Below are 20,193 nucleotides of genomic sequence, written 5' to 3'. Positions count from 1 at the left end.
TCAACCTCTTAGATACTTCTGAAAGGCGCTGGACATATCCACCCGGAAACCGTCATCCGTCTTGGTGAGCAGATAGACCGCCAGCCCCCGCCGCTCGGCAAACGCCAGTGCCCGCTCCGTTCCCATCACCGTCAGCGCCGTAGCCAGGCCGTCTGCGATCATACAGGATGGGTGAATCACTGTCACCGATGCCAGCCGGTGAGTGATCGGCTTGCCGGTAGCCGGATCCATGGTGTGGGACAGTCGCTTGCCGTCCAGCTCATAGTAATTACGGTAATCTCCGGAAGTAGCCACGCTGGTGCCGGCAATCGCCACCACCTGCTGCACCATGCCCGTGCCCGGGCCGGGTTTTTCCACCGCGATGCGCCAGTCCTGGCCGTGAGCGTTCAGGCCGCGGGTTTTCACCTCGCCCCCGATCTCCACCAGATGGTTGGTGAGCCCCTGCTCACTGAGGTATTCCGATACCGCATCCACGCCAAAGCCCTTGGCAATGGAGGACAAGTCCACATAGAGCCCGGGCAGTGACTTTTGCAGAAACTCTCCTTCGGCCGTGGTGTGCACGGAGAGGTGTTCCAGCCCGGTCCGGGCCTTGACCTCGGCCAGCTGCTCGTCGCTAGGAATGTGGGTGGGCCGGGCGTCCGGGCCAAACCCCCACAGGTTCACCAGGGGCCCTACCGTTACGTCCAGGGCGCCCTCGGTGAGCCGGCCCAGCTGCAGCGCGGCGGTCACCACCTTGGCGGTATCAGCCGACACCGCCACCGGCGTATCATCGTCGTGCCGGTTAAAGCGGCTGAGCTCGGAATCCTCGCGGTAGGTGGACATGTGATCATTGACCTGCTCCAGCCGCCGGTCGATTTCCGCTTGCAGAGCCTCGGACCGGCTGTCATCGGCGCCCACTATCTTGATGGAGTAGTAGGTACCCATGGTGTTGCCGGTAAGATGCAGCTGCGGGCGGGGTTCGCTGGTTGGCTGGCAGGCCGCCAATAAAAAGGCCAGCCCCAATGGGGCCAGCCAGTTGATTACGCGATTGATCATCAGTGATTAACCACCAAAGTCATCCAGCAGGATGTTGTCATCTTCCACGCCCAGGTTCTTGAGCATGTTGATAACGGCGGCGTTCATCACGGGCGGTCCACACATGTAGTACTCACAATCTTCCGGCGCTTCGTGATCGCGCAGGTAGTTTTCATACAGTACGTTGTGAATGAAGCCGGTGTAACCGTCCCAGTTGTCATCGGGCTGAGGATCGCTCAGGGCCACATGCCACTGGAAGTTGTCACACTGCTCCTGCAGACCGTCGAAATCTTCCACGTAGAACATTTCGCGCTTGGAACGGGCACCGTACCAGAAGCTGATCTTGCGCTTGGAGTTCAGGCGCTTGAGCTGGTCAAAGATGTGCGAACGCATCGGGGCCATACCGGCACCACCACCAATGAACACCATTTCGGCCTCGGTTTCCTTGGCAAAGAACTCACCGAAGGGACCGGAGATGGTGGCCTTGTCACCCGGCTTCAGGGACCAGATGTAGGAAGACATCTTGCCGGGAGGGGCAGTCCAGTTGCTGGGCGGCGGCGTTGCGATCCGCACGTTCAGCATGATGATGCCTTCTTCTTCCGGGTAGTTGGCCATGGAGTAGGCGCGAATGGTTTCTTCGTCTACCTTGGACTCCAGATCGAAGATCTTGAACTTGTCCCAGTCTTCGCGGTATTCCTCGGGTACGTCGAAGTCCTTGTACTTGACGTGATGAGGCGGCGCCTCAATCTGAATATAACCACCGGCACGGAAAGGCACGCTTTCGCCGTTGGGGATCTTCAGCTTGAGTTCCTTGATGAAGGTGGCCTTGTTATCGTTGGAGATAACTTCACAATCCCACTTCTTGATACCGAACACTTCTTCCGGCAGCTCGATCTTCATGTCCTGCTTGACGTTCACCTGACAGGACAGACGTTCGCCTTCGCGGGCTTCGCGCTTGGAGATGTGATCCAGCTCGGTGGGCAGAATTTCACCGCCACCGTCCAGTACCCGTACACGGCACTGGCCACAGGAGCCACCGCCACCACAGGCAGAAGATACGAAGATACCGTTGGCCGCCAGGGCGCCCAGCAGCTTGACACCGGCACCGGAAGTGATCGCCTTGTCGGGATCGTCATTGATGCTGATAGTCACATCCCCTTCCGCGACGAGCTTGGACTTGGCAAACAGAATAATGCTTACCAGGGCCAGCACGATCACGGTGAACATGACCACGCCTAGAATGATTTCCATCGTTTATTCCTTTTCCGTCACTGGGTTTACAGAGAAATGCCAGAGAAAGACATGAAGCCGAGGGCCATCAGGCCGGCGGAAATAAAGGTAATACCCAGGCCGCGCAGACCATCGGGCACATCCGCATACTTCATCTTCTCACGCAAACCGGCCAGCAGTACGATGGCCAGCATCCAGCCCACACCGGAACCAAAACCATAGACGATGGACTCGCCGAAGTTGTAGTCCCGCTGCACCATGAACGACACACCACCAAAGATGGCGCAGTTAACGGTGATCAGCGGCAGGAAGATGCCCAGGGCGTTGTAGAGCGCCGGGAAGAACTTGTCCAGGGTCATTTCCAGGATCTGCACCAGTGCCGCAATTACCCCGATAAAGGTAATGAAGTTCAGGAAGCTCAGATCCACGCCTTCGACCATGGCGCCGTCTTTCAGAATGAAGTTGTAGATGAGGTTGTTAACCGGTACCGAAATGGTCAGTACCACGATAACCGCCACACCCAGACCAAAGGAGGTCTTTACCTTCTTGGACACCGCCAGGAAGGTACACATGCCCAGGAAGAAGGCCAGCGCCAGGTTCTCGATGAACACTGAACGAACAAACAGACTCAGATAATGTTCCATCTTTTACTCCTTGGCCTCCACCTGCTCGGGGCGGAAGGTACGCAGTACCCAGATAAAACCACCGATGATAAAGAAGGCGCTCGGCGGCAGCAGCAGCAGACCGTTGGCCTGATACCAGCCACCGTTTTTGATCAGCGGCAGGATTTCGATACCGAACCAGGTACCGGAGCCGAACAGCTCACGAATGGTGGCCACCACCAGCAGGATCAGGCCGTAGCCCAGACCGTTACCGATGCCGTCGAGGAACGACATCATGGGCGGGCTCTTCATGGCGTAGGCTTCTGCGCGACCCATAACGATACAGTTGGTGATGATCAGACCCACGAATACCGACAGCTGCTTGGAGATGTCATAGGCATAGGCCTTGAGGATCTGGTCCACCACAATTACCAGAGAAGCGATGATCGCCATCTGGGCAATAATCCGTACCGAGTTGGGGATCTGGTTGCGAATCAGCGAGATAAACAGGTTGGAGAACGCTGTTACCGCAATTACCGCCAGCGACATAACGAATGCCGTCTGCATCTGCGAGGTCACCGCCAGGGCAGAACAGATACCCAGCACCTGAAGGGCGATGGGGTTGTTGCCGATGATGGGACCGAACAGAACCTTTTTCATTTCAGCTTTATCAGCCATTGTTCAGTTCTCCTTCACGAACCTTGGCCAGGAAAGGACCGAAGCCTTTCTCACCGAGCCAGAATTCAAAGGTTTTTTGCACACCGTCGGAGGTCAGGGTTGCACCGGACAGGCCGTCTACGCTGGAAGGCGCGCCTTCGGGAGCACCGCCCTTGACGATACGCAGCGCAGGCTCGCCGTTTTCATCAAACAGCTTCTTGCCAACGAACTGGGCGCGCCAAGCCGGGTTTTCCACTTCACCGCCGAGTCCGGGAGTTTCACCCTGCTCGTAATAGGTGATGCCCTTGATGGTGTTGCCATCGGGCTCAACCGCCACGAAGGCGTACATGGTGGACCACAGGCCCTGACCGTGTACCGGCAGAATGATGCTGTCCAGCTCGCCGTTCTCATCCTTGGCCAGGTAAACCGGGGCCAGGTTGGCACGGCGGCGAATGCCGGCGGGATCTTCTTCCGGGCTCAGCTTGATGCTGGTGGCGGGATCCTTGGAGGCATTACGCTGGTTGTAGCCGGCAGCGGCCTGGTCGGTGAGCTCACCGGTGCTCAGATCGAGCAGACGGGCGTCGATGAAACGCTCGTAGTTTTCTGCCACGTCCTGGCGGCCCAGACCGGCCACATCCACGATGTTGGTCTGCACGTCCAGCGCCTGGTTGCGCTGTTGAGTCGGCTTCAGTATCACGGCGGCGCCGGATACGATGATGGAGCAGACCAGGCAGAGGCTGCCGACAACGGCAAAGGTTCTGCCGATAGTTTCTTTCTTAGCCACGGGCCAGCCTCCGTTTGATGTTTGCCTGAACCACGAAGTGATCGAACAGGGGAGCGAACAGGTTGGCGAACAGAATGGCCAGCATCATGCCTTCGGGGAAGGCCGGGTTGACCACACGGATCAGCACCACCATGACGCCGATCAGCGCGCCGTACCACCACTTGCCCTTGTTGGTAAAGGACGCGGATACCGGGTCGGTCGCCATGAACATCATGCCGAAGGCGAAGCCACCCAGCACCAGGTGCCAGTACCAGGGCATGGAGAACATGGCGTTGGTGTCGGAGCCGATCATGTTGAACAGCATCGCGGTTGCCACCATGCCGAGCATCACGCCACCCACGATACGCCAGGAGGCAATACCCATGTAGATGATGAACAGACCACCAATCAGGATGGCCAGGGTAGACACTTCACCGATGGAACCCTGAATGTTGCCGATAAAGGCATCCATCCAGCTGATGGCGGCGCCGGTGTTGGCGTCCATCAGGGCAGCCTGGCCGCCGGCGGCCCACTGACCCAGGGCGGTGGCGCCGGAGAAGCCGTCAACGGCGGTCCAGACGGTGTCACCGGAGATCTCGGCCGGGTAGGCAAAGAACAGGAACGCACGACCCGCCAGTGCCGGGTTGAGGAAGTTCTTGCCGGTACCGCCAAAGATTTCCTTGGCCATGACCACACCAAAGGTGATGCCCAGGGCCGCCTGCCACAGCGGCAGGGTGGCGGGCACGATCAGGGCGAACAGCACGGAGGTCACGAAGAAGCCTTCGTTCACTTCGTGCTTGCGCACGGAGGCGAACAGCACTTCCCAGAAACCACCGACGATGAACACGGTCAGGTAGATGGGCAGGAAGTAGGTGGCACCCAGCAGCATTTTGCTGCCCCAGCCGGCACCGTCACCCAGGGTTGCCCCCAGGCTGTCGGCCAGGCCGTAACGCCAGTTGCCGTCGATCACGCCGGCCAGATCGGCCGGGCTGTACATGCTGGTGAGGGCCGCAATGGCCTGACCACCGGCGTTGTACATGCCGAAGAACATGGCGGGGAAGGTCGCCATCCACACCATGATCATGATGCGCTTCAGATCGATGCTGTCGCGAACATGGGAGGATTTGTTGGTTACCATGCCCGGGGTATAGAGCACGGTGGCCACCGCTTCGTACAGGGCGTAAAACTTCTCGTATTTACCACCCGGTTCGAAATGGTGTTCCATTTTTTCCAGAGTGTGCTTCAAACTCATTTCTCTTAGCCCTCTAGCTCAATCTTGGTCAGGCACTGACGCAGCACCTGGCCGTAATCGTACTTGCCCGGGCACACATAGGTGCACAGTGCCAGATCTTCTTCATCCAGCTCCAGGCAGCCCAGGTTCTGGGCGCTATCGGTGTCGCCAGACAGCAGATCACGCAGCAGCAGGGTCGGCAGAATGTCCAGCGGCATAATGCGCTCGTAGTTGCCGATCGGCACCATGGCACGGGCAGAGCCGTTGGTGGTGGTGGTCAGATCGAACAGCTTGCCCTTGGCCAGGTGGCCCAGGTAGGCGCGGGTAACCGAGAACTTGTTGGAACCCGGGGCCAGCCAGCCCATGAATTCCTTCTCGCGGCCTTCCTTCAGTACGGAGACCTGCAGGTGGTAGCGACCCAGGTAGGCGTGAGGACCATCGGCGGTGTTACCGGACAGCACGGAGCCGGAAATGACGCGGTTTTCGCCGTCCTGCAGTTCGCCGGCGGTCAGCTCGTCGAGAGACGCGCCGATGCGGGTACGCAGCAGACGGGGCTTGTTCACCACGGGGCCAGCCAGGGCCACCACGCGATCGGTGCAGAGTTCACCGGTGGTGAACAGCTTGCCGAAGGCGATCACGTCCTGGTAGTTGATGTTCCAGACTACCTTGCCGGGCACGATGGGATCGATAAAGTGAATGTGGGTACCGGGCAGGCCGGCCGGGTGTACGCCACCGAACACATGTTCCTTGACGTTACCGGCAGAGGCCTGAGGCAGGCTGCCTTCGCCCTTGCACACGTGCACCTGGCCATCGGTCAGGCGGCTCAGCACCTGTAGGCCATCGGTAAACGCCTGGGCGTTTTCCTTGATCACCAGCTCGGCATTGACGCTGAGCGGGTTGGTGTCCATGGCGGTCACGAAGATGGAGCGCGGGGTGGAGTCCAGCGCCGGCACCTTGCTGTAAGGGCGGGTGCGCAGGGCAGTCCACATGCCGGATTCAACCAGCTGCTCCTGTACGGTTTCACGTTCCAGTTTGGCCAGTTCGGCAGAGCTATAGCTTTTGAAAGTAATCTGCTCTTCGCTGTCATCAACGGCAATAACAACGGATTGCAAAACACGTTTGGCGCCACGGTTGATTTCAACCACTGTACCGGCGGCGGGAGCTGTGAACTTGACGCCAGGATTCTTCTTGTCGACGAAGATAACCTGACCCTTCTTGACGCGATCCTCTACCTTGACGTGCATGGTAGGGCGCATACCCACATACTCCTCACCCAGCGTAGCAACGCGCTTGATGGAGGGACCATCGTAGATTACTTGCTCTGGTGCCCCGGCAATTGGGAGGTCCAGTCCTTTTTTAATTGTAATCATACTCACTTGCACTACTTGTTAGGGGAAGACAGGTACTTGCCATGCAGAACATGACAACATGCTGATGAGTCGCTACCGGCATGTTCGCATCGCCCTGACAACAGCACGACTACACTCCGGTAACATCCAGCCCGATTTAAAAGGCGCGTAATTCTAGCACTTTTACGACAACGGCTGCCATGGCATTTGCTAAAAATTACCGCCATGGTCAGCAAAATCGGCTTGTTCGATAATTCACCAAGCAAAAATAAGGCCATGATTTTCAAGGCGGAATCATGCTTTGGTCGCAAGCGGCTCCGGAATGGAAGCGGTTTCCACGCCAACCGGGTCCATAACAATTTCGCTAACCACAAATAACAGTCGGCTCAGGCCGATACGCCCCCCTTGCCCATGCAATTGGGGCTGTCCGGCACCCCTCCCCGCTGTTGCCATTCGGCCGGGGTCAGGGTGTGCAGTGCCAGGGCGTGCACGCCGCCGGCGAGCTCGTCGGCCAGCAGGGTATTCAGGGTGCGGTGGCGGGCCAGCAGCCGCTGGCCTTCAAAGGCCGCACTCACCACCACCAGCTTGAAATGGGTCTCCGAGCCGGGCTCGACTCTGTGCATATAGCTTTCGTTCACCACCTCCAGGTGCTCGGGCGACAGCGCCTCCGTTACCTTGTGCTCTATGGTGCTTTGCATCGACATGGCGTTCTCCTCGCGATTAACAGGACAGATGACAGGCGCAAGCCTTACCCACTTTCATTTGGTCGGGCAAGCCTTCGAAAGGTCAGGTTGATTCGTGGGCCCCCGGCCCGGGCCATTCTGGGCAGGGCGTGGCGCCAATGATGCTGCATTTCACCGGCCATCACCAGCAGGCTGCCGTGCTCCAGCCACAGCTCCCGCTGCTCGCCACCGGCGTGGCGCAGCAAAAAGCGCCGGCGCTCGCCCAGGCTGACCGAGGCAATCATGGGGTTGGAGCCCAGTTCCGGCTCGTCGTCGGCATGCCAGCCCATGCTGTCGTGGCCGTTGCGGTATAAATTAAGCAGCACACCGTCAAAAGGCTGACCGCAGATGGTCTCAAGCCTTCCGGCCATGGCTTTCACCAGTGGGTGCCAGGATACCGGCACCCGCTCCCGGCCCGAATAACGATATGCCCAGTCGCCCATCCAGCAGGACAGCCGGGGCTCGTTGAGTTCCCGGCCAAACATCATCAGCCGGTGCTGTTGCCAGGGAATGGCGTGCTCAAGCTCGGCCTGCCAGGCGTCGGCCTCGGCGGCAAAGGCTCCGGGCCACCACAACAGGCGGCCCTGGTTGAGCGTGAGCCACTCGGGCTCGGACCATAGCTGCATGCTGATTTTCCCCTTCAAACTGGTAAAATGCCGCCCTTTGCAAACATCAGGCGTGAACTCCATGAATCATCACTTTCCTCTTGCCGAGGGCGGCGAGCTCGAGCTGCACCGCTACCCCCGTCAGGCCCGGCACGGCCTGCAGGCCTGGGAAGCGGCCGACGAATATATCATGAACGAGCTGGCCACTCAGGACTGGGACCGGAGCGCGCCCCTGGTGATTCTCAACGATGCCTTTGGCGCTCTGACGCTGGCCCTGCACCAATACCGGCCTTATACCGTCACCGACTCTCGCGTGGCCGAGCTGGCGCTGGCCGCCAATGCCGCCGACAACCGGCTGGCCCCCGACTGGCAGGCGCTCACCAGCCTGGACGAACTGCCCGACGCGCCCGGCCTGGTGCTGCTCAAGCTGCCCAAAACCAATGCCCTGCTGGAACATCAGCTGGCCGCCATCAGCCGGGTGGCCGGACCGCAAACCCTGATCATCGCCGGGGCCAAGGCCCGGGACGTGCATACCTCGACCCTCAAGCTTTTTGAGCAGTACCTGGGCCCCACCCGCACCAGCCTGGCCTGGAAAAAGGCCCGGCTGATCTTTGCCGAGCGGGATATGAGCATTGCCCCTGCCTCCACGCCGGCGCCGCTGGCCTGGAAACTGGAAAACAGCGACTTCACCATTTATAACCACGCCGCTGTGTTCTCCCGCGCCAGCCTCGACATTGGCGCCCGCTTTATGCTGGAGCACCTGCCCGCCAACCGGCCGGGCCGGGTGATCGATCTCGGTTGCGGCAACGGCGTACTGGGGCTGATGACCCTGGCCCGCAATCCCGACGCCACCGTCACCTTTGCGGACGAATCCCACATGGCCGTGGCCAGTGCCCGACTTAATGTGGAGCGCAACCTGCCCGAGGCCATGGATCGGGCCCGCTTTATGGTCAATAACTGTCTCGACGGCATGGCGCCCGACAGTGCCGATCTGGTGTTGTGCAACCCGCCCTTTCACCAGCAACAGGCCATTACCGATCACATTGCCTGGCAGATGATGACCGATGCCCGCCGGGTGCTGCGCCGGGGCGGCGAGCTGCTGCTGGTGGGCAACCGCCATCTGGACTACCACCAGAAACTCAAACGGCTGTTTGGCAATCAGCGGGTAGTGGCATCCAACCGCAAATTCGTTATTCTGAGAGCCATTCATACCGCCTGAAGGACCTATTCATGAATCACATCAAATGGTTGACCGCCTCTCTACTGGCCCTTGGCCTGACCGCCTGTGCCAGCTATTACCCCATCGCGGTGGACGTCAATCCGGCGCCGGCCGAGGTAACCGGCGGCGTGTACCGGGGCCAGCCCCTGGCGCTGTCGAGCAGCGACAACCGGAGCAGTGATTTCATTATTCAGATTGAACAGAAAGACAAATCGCCGGTGGTGGTGGGGGCCGCCAACAACCTGCGGCTGCAGATGGAACAGGCGCTGGCCCAGGGCTTCAGCACCCAGGGGGCCTTTATCGAGCAGGGCGCCCCGACCCGCGCCACCCTGGAGCTGCAGGAAGTGCTGTCCCGGGTGATCCGCGGCCACATCAGCTATGACGTGGTGCAAAAGGTACGGGTGCAGCTGGTGCTGGAGCGGGACGGCCGCCGCGTCACCAAACAGTATCGCCGTAGCGCCCAACAGGAATTCCCCGGCCGCCTGCACCCCGAGCTGGACAAGGTCACCGATGCCCTCGACCGCCAGCTGAGTCTGATGGTGCAGGATATTCTCGCCGATCGTGACGTACAGAACTTTATTAACGGTAACTAAATGAAAAAAATGTTAATCCTGCTGGCGGGCCTGTGGTCCGCCACCGCCCTCGCCGGCCCCCGGGTCGAGCTGGTCACCAGCTTGGGCAGCCTGGAAGTGGAACTGAACGAAGAAGCCGCGCCCAAAACCGTGGCCAACTTTCTGCGCTACGTGGACGACGGCAGCTACGACGGCTCCCTGTTTCACCGGCTGATCCCGGGCTTTGTGGTGCAGGGCGGCGGCTTTACCAGCGACTATGAGCGCCTGCCCACCTATGATCCGGTGCAGAACGAATCGGGCAACGGCCTGTCGAACACCACCGGCACCATCGCCATGGCCCGCACCCAGGACCCGCACAGCGCCACCCGCCAGTTCTATATCAACCTGTCCGATAACCTTTCACTCGACGGCGGCCGCCGCGCCGGATACACCGTGTTTGGCAAGGTCGTCAAAGGCGAAGAAGTGCTGGCACGCATGGCCGCCGTGCCCACCGGCATGAGCCTGCAACTGCGTGCCCGGGATGTGCCCGAACAGCCCATTATTCTGGAGCAGGTTCGTCGCCTGCCCGAGGAGTAACCATCAGAGCCCGGGCACTGAAATGGCAACAAAGCCTGTCGCTTTATACCGAGCGACGGGTAATGATCATGCTGGCGCTGGGGTTTTCCTCCGGCCTGCCGCTGCTGCTGGTGTTTGGCACATTGTCGTTCTGGCTGCGGGAAGCCGGTGTCAGCCGCACCAGCATCGGCTTTTTCAGCTGGGTGGCGCTGGCCTACGGCGTGAAGTGGCTGTGGTCTCCCCTGGTGGACAGGCTGCCGCTGCCGCTGCTGTCCCGGCTGATGGGCCGACGACGCAGCTGGATGCTGTTCTCCCAGGGCATCATTATGGCGGCACTGGCGGGCATGGCGTTTTCCGACCCCACCGCCGATCTCTCGCAACTGGCGCTGTTCGCCCTGGCGGTGGCCTTTGCGTCCGCCACCCAGGATATCGTGATCGACGCCTATCGCATTGAGTCGGCGCCGGAACGCTTGCAGGGCGCACTGGCCGCCGCCTACATGACCGGCTATCGCCTTGCGATGATCATGGCCGGCGCCGGGGCGCTGGCCATTGCCGCCTGGGCCGGCTCCGACACCGGCTACGACATGGGTGGCTGGCAGGTAGCTTACCTTGCCATGGCCGGCTGCATGCTGGTGGGCGTGCTTACCTGTCTGCTGCTGCACGAGCCGAAGGTGGATCTGGGGGAGCAGCAACGTTCACAACGGGAGCACAGAGATCACCTGGTGGCCAGCGGCTGGCCGGCCTGGCTGGCGGGGCTGGCGGCCTTTGGCAAAAGCGCCGTGGTGGCTCCCTTTGCCGACTTCTTTCAGCGCTTTGGCTGGCAGGCGCTGCTGATCCTGGGGCTGATCGCCAGCTACCGCATTGCCGATGTGGTAATGGGCGTAATGGCCAACCCCTTTTACGTGGACATGGGCTTTACCAAGACCGAAATTGCCACCGTGACCAAGATCTATGGCGTGATCATGACCCTGGCCGGGGCGGCATTGGGGGGCGTGCTGGTGGGCCGTTTTGGCACTCTGCGCATTCTGATGCTGGGGGCCCTGCTCACCGCCGGTACCAACCTGCTGTTTGCATTAATGAGCCAGCTGGGGCCGGATGTGCGTTTGCTGACGGTGATTATCTCGCTGGACAACCTGAGCGCCGGCATTGCCACTGCCGCCTTTGTAACCTATCTGTCGAGCCTGACCAATGTGGCGTTTTCCGCCACCCAATACGCCCTGTTCAGCTCGGTGATGCTGCTGCTGCCCAAGTTCGTGGCCGGCTTCTCGGGGCTGGCGGTGGATACCATCGGCTACGCCGGTTTCTTTACCGGCACCGCTGCCCTCGGCCTGCCGGTGCTGGTACTGATTGCGGTGGTCGCCCGGCGGGTGCCGCTAAAACGTGAGGCATAAGATTTGTCACCCCCGCGAAGGCGGGGGGCCAGGACAGACGGCGGCGGGGCCAACACGTGTCGGCAGGTATTCGGCCACGGTTAAGGCAAGTGCACCCTGTTCTGGATTTCCGCCTTCGCGGAAATGACGCAAATGAAGGTTTAATCCCGGAAGTTATTAAACTGCAGCGGCTGCTCCTGCTCTTCGGCGCGCAGCAGGGCCATGACCTGTTGCAGATCGTCCCGCTTCTTGCCGGTTACCCGTAACTGCTCGCCCTGAATGGACGCCTGCACCTTGATTTTGCTGTCCTTGATCAGTTTGACCAGCTTCTTGGCGAGCGCGCTGTCAATGCCCTGCAGAAAGCTCATTTCCTGCACATGGCGCTTGCCCGAACGTACAATGCTTCCCGCATCCAGCACGCGAACGTCTATGCCCCGCTTGATAAGCGCTCCTCGCAGCATGTCACGCATCTGTTGCAGCTGCAGATCGGCATCGGCCGCCAGCTTTACCTTGTTGTCGTTGAGTTCAAAGCTGGCCTCCACGCCGCGAAAATCATAGCGGGTGGTCAGCTCGCGGTTGGCGTTTTCAACGGCGTTACGTACTTCGTTCATTTCCACTTCGGAAACAATGTCAAAAGAGGGCATGGTGGCTCCTTGGCTCGGCGCCGAAACCGCTGGCAACGGCAACGGTTCGCGGCTAACGTATGATTTTAATAAAGCAGAAGAATATCAGAGTTCAGGGAGAGTGTGATGCATGAGTGGACCATACTGGGGGCCGGCGCCCTGGGCTGCACCTTTGCCGCCCTGCTGACCGAACAACAACAGCCGGTCTCGCTGCTGCTGAGCGAGCGCCACCGGGGGCATTTTCATCCGGCCTTTGAATTTATCGCTCTTAACGAGCGTCGCCGGCTGGTAAACACTCACCGTCGCTTTGCCGAGCAGGCTGCCGGAGTGGAGTGCCTGCTGGTGATGACCAAGGCCTATCAGGTGCTGCCCGCCCTCACCGGCCTGCGCGACCTGTCCGCCGACACCCCCATACTGCTGCTGCACAACGGCATGGGCGTGGCCGACGACGTGGCCCGTGCCTTTCCCCACAACCCGCTGCTGGCAGGGGTCACCAGCCACGGCGCATTAAGGGAAGGCCCCTGGCAGGTGCGTCACACCGGCAAGGGAGAAACCTGGCTGGGCCCGGTGAACGAAGGCGGCAGAGCCTTTGCCCACCTGCAGGCACCGCTGGCCAGGGCCCTGGGCCACGCCGAGTGGAGTGAGGACATACTCTCGCTGCAACACCGAAAGCTTGGCATTAATGCGGTGATCAACCCGCTGACCGCCTGCCACCGTATTCGCAACGGCCAGTTGCACGAACCCCGTTTTGCCGACGTGCTGACTCAGCTCAGTGAAGAAGTCCACGCCGTGCTGGCAACACTGGGGGAGACCGAGACCCTGGAGCAGTTTCGCCGCCGGCTGAATGCGGTGATTGAGCTGACTGCCACCAACTATTCTTCCATGCATCAGGATCTGGCCCACCACCGCCCCACCGAGATCGATTACATCACCGGCTATGTGCAGAAACACGCCGGCAAGCTGCCGGTGCCGGTCTGCCGGCAGTTGTATCACGAAGTGAAAAAGCTGGGAGGATAAGCGGAGGGGGAAAAGCCCGACAGGCAAGCGTCATTCCGGGCAACGACCCGGCATCTTTCTGTAAACCACAGTGCAACTGCCCTGGACTCCGGGTCAGGCCCGGAGTGACGAATGGTTTGGGCTATGGCGTTGTCGGGTGATCAGGATTACGGCTTGTACACCTTCACATTCTCAAAGCCCTGCTCTTTCAGATGAATGGCCTGCAACCGGCTCATCACACCGCGGGCGCAGTACAGCAGGTAGGTCTTGTTCTGATCCAGCTCGCCAAACTGGTGGGCCAGACGGAAAAACGGCAGGTGCACCACCTTGTGGCCGTCCACTTCCAGCGGCGACAGCTCTTCTTCCTCGGGGGCACGAATATCGAGGATCACCTCTTCTTCGGTGGCCTGTTCGCTGAATTCCACTTCCGGCACCTCCCATACCTTGCCGAGATCGCGCACGTCTTCCACAAACGACGCCTGTATCGCGGTGTCGAGCACACCAAAGTCAAAGTTGGCTTCTTCTTCTTCCACCTTGCTCAGCACCGCCTTGATGGTGGGCTTTTGCGAAATCACGCCGCAATATTCCGGCATTTTTTCCGCGTAAGAGGCGGTGCCGATGGCCCGTGCCTGATCGATGATGTCCTGCTTATCGGTGGCGATCAGCGGGCGCAGGATCAGGGTGTCGGTCACCCGGTCGATAACGTTGAGGTTGGTCACCGTCTGGCTCGACACCTGGCCCATGGACTCGCCGGTCACCAGGGCATTAATGGCCAGGCGCTCGGCCACTTCGGCACCGGCGCGCATCATCATACGCTTGAGCACCACCCCCATGTGGCCCTTGTCGATCTTCTCGAGGATCTCGCTCACCACGCCCTCAAAGGGCACAGAGATAAACTTGACCCGGTGGGAAGAGCCGTATTTCTTCCACAAAAAGTGTACTACCTCGCGCACCCCGGCCTCGTGCTCGCGGCCGCCCAGGTTAAAGAAGCAGTAATGCACCCGGCTGCCACGCTTGATGAACTGCCAGGACGACACGCCCGAGTCGTAACCGCCGGACATCAGGCTGAGCACGCTCTCCTGAGTGGCGATGGGATAACCGCTCATGCCGGCGTGCTGCTTGCTCACCAGATAAAGCCGGTCGTCATCCAGCTCCAGGTTGATCTGCACATCGGGCTGCTTGAGCTTGACGCCGCCGGTCTCGCAACGCTGGTTCAGGCCGCCGCCCACATAGCGCTCCACATCCAGCGAGCTGAACTCCTGCTTGCCCCGGCGCTTGGCGCGCACGCAAAAGGTTTTGCCGGCAAGCTGGTCGCCAAACATGGCCTGGGTGTGCTCCAGAATGTCATCGAGAGACGATACCTTGTATTCCACCACTTCCAGAAACGACTGAATGCCGGGAATGCAGCCAAGAGCGTCAATCAGAACCTGGCGGTGGGCTTCATCGGTGTTGTTGCTGCGCACCACCAGCTTGTCCCAGTCGACCCGCACCTTGACGGTTTCATCCAGCGGCCTGAGGGTATTGCGAATGTTGCCGGAGAGGATCTTGCTCATGCGCTGGCGCACCGACTTGCTCTTGATGGTCATTTCTGGGTGAAGCTTGATGATAAATTTCATAATTTCGGTACGCTCGGACAACACATAAACATAAAAAAGAAAGCCCGGCATTATACACGTGCCGGGCTTATGGTTAAAAGAAAAGCAGATCAGGGGCTGTTGGGCGGTACCGCCTCAAGGGGCTTGGTATACACCGGCTTGCCCTGGGAAATGGTGATCTCCACCCGCCGGTTACGGCGGCGGTTTTCCGGGGTGTCGTTGTCCACCAATGGCTTGGTGTCGGCCAGCCCCATCACCACCATGCGGCTGTCGTCAAAGCCGTCGGTGCGGCGCAATTGATCCGCCACCGCCAGCGCCCGCTGGGTAGAGAGTTCCCAGTTGGAGCTGAACAGCTCATAGCCGCTGCCGATATCGTCGGAATGACCCGACACCAGAATTTCGCCGGGCACATCTTTTACCAGCTGGCCAATCTGCCGAATCACCGGCCAGAACTGGGGCTGCAAAAACGCCGAGCCGGCGGGGAAGGAGGCATTCTCGCGAATGCGGATCACCACCTGCTGGCCCAGGGCTTCAATTTCAAGGGCATCCTGCTCAATGGCACTGCTCAGCTCCTCGGCCATGGCCTGGGCCAGGCTGATGGCCTGAGCGCTGGTTTGCGGCATGTCGGGCTGCTGGCTGCCACTCATGTTGCCGTCTTCCCGGCTCTGGCCCGAGGCCCGGTCCGACTCGCCGGGCTGAAAGTCCAGCTCGGTGAGGGTGGAGTCGGTGGTGTGCTGCATAATGGTGTTAATGGGCGTGGGCTCGGGCCGGCCGGGCCGGAACTCCAGGGCGATGACCGACGTCCCCTTGGGAATTTCGGTCACCTCTATCTGGTTTTGCACCCCAAAAGCAAACTTCATGCTGCCGGCAATCTGCTTGAACTTGAGCACGTCCATTTCTGCAAAGGCCAGCAGCAGCACGAAAAAGCTCATCAGAATGGTGGCCAGATCCGCAAAGGTGGCCATCCAGGCGGGCGCTCCTGCCGGCTGCGGCTTGTTCTTTTTGGCCACTAGTCCTCCTTGGAGCGCTTGTTCTCGGCCAGGTAATTTTCCAGCAGTCCCTGCAACACGCGAGGGTTCTGGCCGTCCTGAATGCCGAGCACGGCGTCCATGATAAGGGTGCGGTTAAGGCGCTCTTCTTCCGAGCGCAGGTCGAGCTTGTCGGCAATGGGCAGGGCCACCATGTTGGCCAGCATGGCGCCGTAAAGCGTGGTGAGCAAAGCAATGGCCATGGCCGGGCCGATGGCCTTGGGATCGTCCATGTTGGCCAGCATGGCCACCAGGCCGATAAGGGTACCGATCATGCCCATGGCCGGGGCCACATCCCCCAGAGAGCGAAAGATCCTGGCCCCCGCCTCCTGACGCTCGGCATTAAGATCAATGTCCTTTTCCAGCGCCGCCTTCACCACGGCCTGATCGTGGCCGTCCACCAGCATGTTGACCGCCTTTTGCAGAAAGGGGTTGGTGATCTCCGCTTCTTCCAGGGCCAGAAAGCCGCCCTTGCGCGCCGCATCGGCCAGCTGCACCACCCGTTCGATCAGCTCTTCGGGCTTTTCCAGCTTGAACATAAAGGCCTTGCCGGCCACCTTGGCCGCACCCAGAAACTGGCCCAGGTTGAACTTCATCATCACCACGAACAGCGAGCCGACAAACACAATGAAGATGGAAGGCACATCCACATACATGGTGATGCTGCCCCCCAGAACCATCGCCATGGCGACGAACGCAAATCCGCCAATCAGTCCGAGCAGTGTTGCCAGATCCAAAACAGGAGTCCTCTTCAGTTAACGCGGGCAAAAACGACTCAATCTTACCCCTTGCGGGCCAGCTTTGTCGCCGGTGTTATTATCGGCACCCCACAAAAATGCTTAACGGCCCGCAGGCCCGGCGGCTGAAAGTCGCTAATCCTTCGCCAAATTCCGGGCAGCGGTGTTACTATTGGCCCAATTTTGCATGCGATAGAACAGAGGATGCCCGTGGCTGCCAAAAAACCGGAAAACATGGACTTTGAAAGCGCACTCGCCGAGCTGGAAGGCCTGGTGGGTCAGCTGGAGCAGGGAGAGCTGAGTCTGGAGCAGGCACTGAAATCGTTTGAACGGGGCGTGCAGCTGGTGCGCGCCGGCCAGCAGCGGCTGAGCCAGGCCGAACAGCAGGTCAAAATTCTGATGAAAGATGGCGACACCCTGGCCGACTTTGGCGCCAATGAGGAGCAGCAGCCGTGATCGCCCACTGGCAACAGCAATACGGCGAACGCATTAACGCCGCCCTGCGCCGCGCCCTGGACCGGCTGGACGACCTGGCCCCCACTCTGCGCGATGCCATGGAGTATGGCCTGCTGCAGGGCGGCAAGCGGGTGCGCCCCATGCTGGTGTATGCCACCGCCGGACTGACCAAAGATGCCGACGATCAGGCCGCCGACGCCGCCGCTGCCGCTATTGAATGCATTCACGCCTATTCCCTGATCCACGACGATCTGCCGGCCATGGACAACGACGACCTGCGCCGGGGCAAGCCCACTGTGCACAAGGCCTTTGACGAAGCCACCGCCATTCTTGCCGGCGACGCCCTGCAGACCCTGGCCTTTGAACTGCTGAGCGACGCCACCGGCAGTCTGCCTGCCGAACGCCGTCTGCGCATGGTGCAGGAGCTGGCCGCCGCCAGCGGCTACGGCGGCATGTGCGGCGGTCAGGCCCTGGACATCTACCACGAAGGCAGACCGGTAGAGCGCGCCACCCTTGAGGCCATTCACCGCCACAAGACCGGGGCGCTGATCCGTGCCGCCGTGCGCCTGGGGGCCTTGTGTTCCCCCACCCTGTCGCCTGATGAGCTGGACGCCCTCAGCCGCTATGCCGAGGCCATTGGCCTGGCGTTTCAGGTGCAGGACGACATTCTCGACATTACCGCCAGCACCGAAACCCTGGGCAAAACTCAGGGGAAGGATCTGGCCCAGCAAAAAAGCACCTATCCGGCGCTGCTGGGGCTGGACGGTGCCCGTGAGCTGGCCAACCGCCTGCATCGAGACGCCCTCGCCGCCCTGGCCGGTCTGCCCTGCAACACCGACACTCTGGAAGCCTTCGCCCACTACATAGTGCAGCGCGAATACTGAAGCGACAACAATAACGACAAGCCCAAGCCTATGAGTCTGAATATTGCCGATTACCCCACCCTGGCCCTGGCCAACCTGCCGGAAGAGCTGCGCAGCCTGCCCCAGGAACGTTTGCCGGCCCTGTGTGACGAGCTGAGATCCTATTTGCTGCACTCGGTGAGCCGCAGCAGCGGCCACCTGGCCTCGGGCCTGGGCGTAGTGGAGCTGACGGTGGCGCTGCACTATGTGTACAAAACCCCCTTCGACCGCCTGATATGGGACGTGGGCCACCAGGCCTACCCCCACAAGATCCTCACCGGCCGGCGCGAACGCATGGGCAGCATTCGTCAGTATGAAGGCCTGCACCCCTTTCCCTGGCGGGAAGAAAGCGAATACGACACCCTGTCGGTGGGTCACTCCAGCACCAGCATAGGCGCGGCGCTGGGCATGGCCATTGCCGCCGATCAGGAACAGCAAAACCGCAAGGTAGTGGCGGTGATCGGCGACGGGGCCCTCACCGCCGGCATGGCCTTTGAGGCCCTGAACCACGCCGGCGATCTGCACAAAGACATGCTGGTGGTGCTGAACGACAACGAAATGTCCATTTCCGAAAACGTGGGCGCGCTTAACAACCACCTGGCGCGCATCATGTCGGGCTCGCTCTACAGCACCCTGCGTGAGGGGGGCAAAAAGGCGCTGGAAATACTGCCGCCGCTGAAAGAGCTGGCGCGGCGCACCGAAGAGCACCTGAAAGGCATGGTGGTGCCCGGTACCCTGTTTGAGGAATTCGGCTTCAACTACGTGGGCCCCATTGACGGCCACGACATCGAGACCCTGGTGGACACCCTGCGCAACATGCGCAAGCTCAAGGGCCCGCAGTTCCTGCACGTGATGACCCGCAAGGGCAAGGGCTACCTGCCCGCCGAGCAGGACCCCATTGGTTACCATGGCGTACCCAAGTTCAACCCGGCGGAAAATTCCCTGCCCAAGAGCACTCCGGCCAGCCCCAGTTTTTCCAGCATATTCGGCAACTGGCTGTGCGACATGGCCAAAGACTGCGACCAGCTGATGGCCATTACCCCGGCCATGCGCGAGGGCTCCGGCCTGGTGCGTTTTTCACGGGAATTTCCCAAGCGCTACTTTGATGTGGCCATTGCCGAGCAGCACGCCGTGACCCTGGCGGCGGGCCTGGCCATTGAAGGTAAAAAGCCGGTGGTAGCCATTTACTCCACCTTCTTGCAGCGCGCCTACGATCAGCTGATCCACGACGTGGCGCTGCAAAACCTGGACGTGCTGTTTGCCATTGACCGGGCCGGCATTGTGGGTGCCGACGGTCCCACTCACCAGGGCGCCTATGACCTGAGCTTTATGCGCACCGTGCCCAACATGGTGATCATGACCCCGGCGGACGAAAACGAATGCCGGCAAATGCTCTACACCGGCTATATGCACACCGGCCCTGCCGCCGTGCGCTATCCCCGCGGCAGCGGCCGGGGCACCGAAATTGACAACACCATGACCGCCCTGGAAATCGGCAAGGGCCAGCGCCTGCGCAAGGGCAGCAAGGTAGCGCTGCTGAACTTTGGCACCCTGCTGCCCGCCGCTGAAGCCGCCGCCGAGCGCCTTGATGCCACTCTGGTGGACATGCGCTTTGTAAAACCCCTGGACGAAGCCCTGGTGCTGGAACTGCTGGCCGACCACGAACTGCTGGTCACAGTAGAAGAAAACGCCATCATGGGCGGCGCCGGCTCGGCGGTAAACGAATGCCTGATGCGCCACAAAAAGCCGGTGCCAGTGCTGAACCTGGGGTTGCCCGACTACTTTGTGGAGCAGGGCACCCAGCAGCAGATCTGGACCAAGCTGGGCCTGGACGCCGAGGGTATTACCAAGGCCGTAAGGGAATATCAGGCGGGCTAAGCGACGCCTATCTGATAAAAAAGCGAAGCCAATTGGCTTCGCTTTTTTATTTGTGTCTCTGCAGAGGCTGCCTTGTCATCAGTATTCTG

21 protein-coding genes are annotated in these 20,193 nt (G+C 60.5%); 8 read left to right on the top strand and 13 right to left on the bottom strand.

What is annotated here, in order from left to right:
• The 9 genes from Q9290_RS10100 to Q9290_RS10060 form a co-directional block, all read right to left on the bottom strand.
• Positions 1-1,035: an FAD:protein FMN transferase gene (locus Q9290_RS10100; protein ID WP_306079528.1), complete on the bottom strand. Its 1,035-nt coding sequence runs from the start codon at positions 1,033-1,035 to the stop codon at positions 1-3.
• A 6-nt stretch (positions 1,036-1,041) separates the two neighbouring features.
• Positions 1,042-2,265: an NADH:ubiquinone reductase (Na(+)-transporting) subunit F gene (gene nqrF / locus Q9290_RS10095; protein WP_306079527.1), complete on the bottom strand. Its 1,224-nt coding sequence runs from the start codon at positions 2,263-2,265 to the stop codon at positions 1,042-1,044.
• 26 nt (positions 2,266-2,291) lie between these two features.
• Positions 2,292-2,888: an NADH:ubiquinone reductase (Na(+)-transporting) subunit E gene (gene nqrE / locus Q9290_RS10090; RefSeq protein WP_014291676.1), complete on the bottom strand. Its 597-nt coding sequence runs from the start codon at positions 2,886-2,888 to the stop codon at positions 2,292-2,294.
• 3 nt (positions 2,889-2,891) lie between these two features.
• Complete coding sequence (locus tag Q9290_RS10085; RefSeq protein WP_014291675.1) at positions 2,892-3,524, bottom strand: NADH:ubiquinone reductase (Na(+)-transporting) subunit D; 633 nt, start codon at positions 3,522-3,524, stop codon at positions 2,892-2,894.
• Positions 3,517-4,287, bottom strand: coding sequence for a Na(+)-translocating NADH-quinone reductase subunit C (locus tag Q9290_RS10080; protein WP_306079526.1), 771 nt, complete (start codon positions 4,285-4,287; stop codon positions 3,517-3,519). The genes Q9290_RS10085 and Q9290_RS10080 overlap by 8 nt, the downstream gene beginning before the upstream one ends.
• Positions 4,280-5,518 carry an NADH:ubiquinone reductase (Na(+)-transporting) subunit B gene (locus Q9290_RS10075; protein ID WP_306079525.1) on the bottom strand — a complete coding sequence of 413 codons (1,239 nt, stop codon included), beginning with the start codon at positions 5,516-5,518 and terminating at the stop codon, positions 4,280-4,282. The genes Q9290_RS10080 and Q9290_RS10075 overlap by 8 nt, the downstream gene beginning before the upstream one ends.
• 5 nt (positions 5,519-5,523) lie before the next feature.
• Positions 5,524-6,867: a Na(+)-translocating NADH-quinone reductase subunit A gene (locus Q9290_RS10070; RefSeq protein WP_306079524.1), complete on the bottom strand. Its 1,344-nt coding sequence runs from the start codon at positions 6,865-6,867 to the stop codon at positions 5,524-5,526.
• A gap of 365 nt (positions 6,868-7,232) precedes the next feature.
• A complete protein-coding gene (locus Q9290_RS10065) occupies positions 7,233-7,550 on the bottom strand; it encodes a BolA family protein (RefSeq protein ID WP_306079523.1) in 318 nt (105 codons plus the stop codon).
• A gap of 44 nt (positions 7,551-7,594) precedes the next feature.
• Complete coding sequence (locus Q9290_RS10060) at positions 7,595-8,194, bottom strand: alpha-ketoglutarate-dependent dioxygenase AlkB family protein (RefSeq protein WP_306079522.1); 600 nt, start codon at positions 8,192-8,194, stop codon at positions 7,595-7,597.
• A gap of 61 nt (positions 8,195-8,255) precedes the next feature.
• Between Q9290_RS10060 and Q9290_RS10055 the strand changes: the two genes are divergently transcribed.
• From Q9290_RS10055 to Q9290_RS10040, 4 genes are read left to right on the top strand one after another with little or no spacing between them, the layout of a single operon-like run.
• The gene (locus Q9290_RS10055; protein ID WP_306079521.1) at positions 8,256-9,392 is read left to right on the top strand and encodes a methyltransferase; all 1,137 of its coding nucleotides are present in this window, start codon (positions 8,256-8,258) and stop codon (positions 9,390-9,392) included.
• An 11-nt stretch (positions 9,393-9,403) separates the two neighbouring features.
• Positions 9,404-9,985, top strand: coding sequence for a YajG family lipoprotein (locus Q9290_RS10050; protein ID WP_306079520.1), 582 nt, complete (start codon positions 9,404-9,406; stop codon positions 9,983-9,985).
• Entirely contained in the window at positions 9,986-10,540 is a 555-nt protein-coding gene (locus Q9290_RS10045; protein WP_306079519.1) for a peptidylprolyl isomerase, read from the top strand.
• A gap of 2 nt (positions 10,541-10,542) precedes the next feature.
• Positions 10,543-11,910, top strand: coding sequence for an AmpG family muropeptide MFS transporter (locus Q9290_RS10040; protein WP_462806088.1), 1,368 nt, complete (start codon positions 10,543-10,545; stop codon positions 11,908-11,910).
• A 140-nt stretch (positions 11,911-12,050) separates the two neighbouring features.
• Here the strand turns inward: Q9290_RS10040 and Q9290_RS10035 are convergent, their stop codons facing one another.
• Positions 12,051-12,533 carry a YajQ family cyclic di-GMP-binding protein gene (locus Q9290_RS10035; protein ID WP_306079518.1) on the bottom strand — a complete coding sequence of 161 codons (483 nt, stop codon included), beginning with the start codon at positions 12,531-12,533 and terminating at the stop codon, positions 12,051-12,053.
• A 105-nt stretch (positions 12,534-12,638) separates the two neighbouring features.
• On the opposite strand from Q9290_RS10035, the gene Q9290_RS10030 reads away from it, so the two are divergent.
• Positions 12,639-13,529: a ketopantoate reductase family protein gene (locus tag Q9290_RS10030; protein ID WP_306079517.1), complete on the top strand. Its 891-nt coding sequence runs from the start codon at positions 12,639-12,641 to the stop codon at positions 13,527-13,529.
• Between the two features lie 146 nt (positions 13,530-13,675).
• Here Q9290_RS10030 and thiI read toward each other — a convergent pair whose 3' ends face one another.
• From thiI to pomA, 3 genes are all read right to left on the bottom strand, one after another.
• Positions 13,676-15,124 carry a tRNA uracil 4-sulfurtransferase ThiI gene (gene thiI, locus Q9290_RS10025; RefSeq protein WP_306079516.1) on the bottom strand — a complete coding sequence of 483 codons (1,449 nt, stop codon included), beginning with the start codon at positions 15,122-15,124 and terminating at the stop codon, positions 13,676-13,678.
• A gap of 89 nt (positions 15,125-15,213) precedes the next feature.
• On the bottom strand, positions 15,214-16,113 hold the full coding sequence (locus Q9290_RS10020; RefSeq protein WP_306079515.1) for a flagellar motor protein MotB: 900 nt from the start codon (positions 16,111-16,113) through the stop codon (positions 15,214-15,216).
• Positions 16,113-16,868 carry a flagellar motor protein PomA gene (pomA, locus tag Q9290_RS10015; RefSeq protein ID WP_306079514.1) on the bottom strand — a complete coding sequence of 252 codons (756 nt, stop codon included), beginning with the start codon at positions 16,866-16,868 and terminating at the stop codon, positions 16,113-16,115. The genes Q9290_RS10020 and pomA overlap by 1 nt, the downstream gene beginning before the upstream one ends.
• A 210-nt stretch (positions 16,869-17,078) precedes the next feature.
• Here pomA and xseB point away from each other — a divergent pair, with 210 nt between their 5' ends.
• The 3 genes from xseB to dxs are packed head-to-tail and all read left to right on the top strand — an operon-like array spanning position 17,079 to position 20,104.
• Entirely contained in the window at positions 17,079-17,324 is a 246-nt protein-coding gene (gene xseB, locus Q9290_RS10010) for an exodeoxyribonuclease VII small subunit (RefSeq protein WP_306079513.1), read from the top strand.
• A complete protein-coding gene (ispA, locus tag Q9290_RS10005; protein WP_306079512.1) occupies positions 17,321-18,208 on the top strand; it encodes a (2E,6E)-farnesyl diphosphate synthase in 888 nt (295 codons plus the stop codon). Before xseB ends, ispA begins: the two co-directional genes overlap by 4 nt.
• 30 nt (positions 18,209-18,238) lie before the next feature.
• Positions 18,239-20,104: a 1-deoxy-D-xylulose-5-phosphate synthase gene (dxs, locus tag Q9290_RS10000; protein WP_306079511.1), complete on the top strand. Its 1,866-nt coding sequence runs from the start codon at positions 18,239-18,241 to the stop codon at positions 20,102-20,104.
• The last annotated feature ends 89 nt before the right edge of the window (positions 20,105-20,193 follow it).

Source organism: Oceanimonas aquatica (assembly GCF_030732065.1).
Taxonomy (GTDB): Bacteria; Pseudomonadota; Gammaproteobacteria; order Enterobacterales; family Aeromonadaceae; genus Oceanimonas.
The sequence above is the reverse complement of the archived record's forward strand: the minus strand, read 5'-3'. Positions and strand labels throughout refer to the sequence as shown.

Bases quoted from the DNA above. Each gene is read 5' to 3' on its own strand.
- Q9290_RS10100 (WP_306079528.1), bottom strand. From the start codon at position 1,035: ATGATCAATCGCGTAATCAACTGGCTGGCCCCATTGGGGCTGGCCTTT.
- nqrF (WP_306079527.1), bottom strand. From the start codon at position 2,265: ATGGAAATCATTCTAGGCGTGGTCATGTTCACCGTGATCGTGCTGGCC.
- nqrE (WP_014291676.1), bottom strand. From the start codon at position 2,888: ATGGAACATTATCTGAGTCTGTTTGTTCGTTCAGTGTTCATCGAGAAC.
- Q9290_RS10085 (WP_014291675.1), bottom strand. From the start codon at position 3,524: ATGGCTGATAAAGCTGAAATGAAAAAGGTTCTGTTCGGTCCCATCATC.
- Q9290_RS10075 (WP_306079525.1), bottom strand. From the start codon at position 5,518: ATGAGTTTGAAGCACACTCTGGAAAAAATGGAACACCATTTCGAACCG.
- Q9290_RS10070 (WP_306079524.1), bottom strand. From the start codon at position 6,867: ATGATTACAATTAAAAAAGGACTGGACCTCCCAATTGCCGGGGCACCA.
- Q9290_RS10065 (WP_306079523.1), bottom strand. From the start codon at position 7,550: ATGTCGATGCAAAGCACCATAGAGCACAAGGTAACGGAGGCGCTGTCG.
- Q9290_RS10060 (WP_306079522.1), bottom strand. From the start codon at position 8,194: ATGCAGCTATGGTCCGAGCCCGAGTGGCTCACGCTCAACCAGGGCCGC.
- Q9290_RS10055 (WP_306079521.1), top strand. From the start codon at position 8,256: ATGAATCATCACTTTCCTCTTGCCGAGGGCGGCGAGCTCGAGCTGCAC.
- Q9290_RS10050 (WP_306079520.1), top strand. From the start codon at position 9,404: ATGAATCACATCAAATGGTTGACCGCCTCTCTACTGGCCCTTGGCCTG.
- Q9290_RS10045 (WP_306079519.1), top strand. From the start codon at position 9,986: ATGAAAAAAATGTTAATCCTGCTGGCGGGCCTGTGGTCCGCCACCGCC.
- Q9290_RS10035 (WP_306079518.1), bottom strand. From the start codon at position 12,533: ATGCCCTCTTTTGACATTGTTTCCGAAGTGGAAATGAACGAAGTACGT.
- Q9290_RS10030 (WP_306079517.1), top strand. From the start codon at position 12,639: ATGCATGAGTGGACCATACTGGGGGCCGGCGCCCTGGGCTGCACCTTT.
- thiI (WP_306079516.1), bottom strand. From the start codon at position 15,124: ATGAAATTTATCATCAAGCTTCACCCAGAAATGACCATCAAGAGCAAG.
- dxs (WP_306079511.1), top strand. From the start codon at position 18,239: ATGAGTCTGAATATTGCCGATTACCCCACCCTGGCCCTGGCCAACCTG.